We start from the raw sequence: 1,041 nt of genomic DNA, 5'->3' as shown, positions 1-1,041 counted from the left end.
TTACCAGCGGGCGGTGACCATTTTCTTGCGGGTGTAGAACTCCACGCCGTCCTTGCCGTTCGCATGCAGGTCGCCGTAGAAGGAATCCTTCCAGCCGGAAAACGGGAAGAACGCCATCGGCGCCGGCACGCCCACGTTGATGCCGAGCATCCCGGAGTCAATGTTCTCCCGGAACTCCCGGACGCTGTGGCCGGAGCTCGTGAACAGGCACGCCCCGTTCGCGAAGCGGGACTCGTTCGCCCATTCGATGCCGGCGGTCAGGTCCGGCACGCGCACGATGGACAGCACCGGCGCAAAAATTTCATCCTGCCAGATCGTCATCGTCTGCTGCACGTGGTCAAAGATCGTCGGGCCGATAAAGTAGCCCTCCTTCGCGACCTCATCCTGGCGGCCGTCGCGCACGAGCGTCGCGCCTTCTTCGACGCCTTTGTCGATGTAGGCCTTCGTTTTCTCGAGGTGCCCTTCGCGGATCACCGGTCCGAGGAACACGTCTTTTTCGCGGCCGTTGCCGATGGTCACATCATCCGCGTACGCCTGGATTTTTTCGACCAGCTGGTCGGCGACGCTTTCCTGCACCGCGACCACGGAGGCGGCCATGCACCGTTCCCCGGCGGAGCCGAAGGCGGCGTTCAGAATCTGCCACGCGGCGTTATCGAGATCCGCATCCTCCATGACAAGGGTGTGGTTTTTCGCGCCGGCGAGCGCCTGGACGCGTTTGCCGTGGGCGGTGCCGTTTTTGTACACGTATTCGGCCACCGGCTGCGAGCCGACAAAGGAAATCGCCGGTACGTCGTCGTGCTCGAGCAGGCCGTTCACGACGTCATGCGCCCCGTGGACCACCGAAAGCACGCCTTTTGGAAGCCCGGCTTCCTCGAACAGCTCGGCGAGCCGGTTCGCCAGCATCGGCGTCCGCTCGGACGGCTTCATCACGAACGTGTTGCCGCAGGCGATCGCAAGCGGGAACATCCAGCACGGCACCATCATCGGGAAGTTGAACGGGGTGATCCCGCCGACCACGCCGATCGGATAGCGGTACATGCC

The 1,041-nt window shown here is 63.5% G+C and carries 1 protein-coding gene; it reads right to left on the bottom strand.

The genetic code is table 11. The features are described 5' to 3' along the window. Positions 1-1,041, bottom strand: a 1,041-nt coding sequence (gene mmsA / locus ACTRXG_RS16860) for a CoA-acylating methylmalonate-semialdehyde dehydrogenase (protein WP_474286074.1), incomplete at its 5' end; no start/stop codon positions are given.

The sequence above is a fragment of the Marinococcus sp. LNSP9103-4 genome (assembly GCF_056034345.1).
This window is presented reverse-complemented; position numbering and strand designations above follow the sequence as displayed.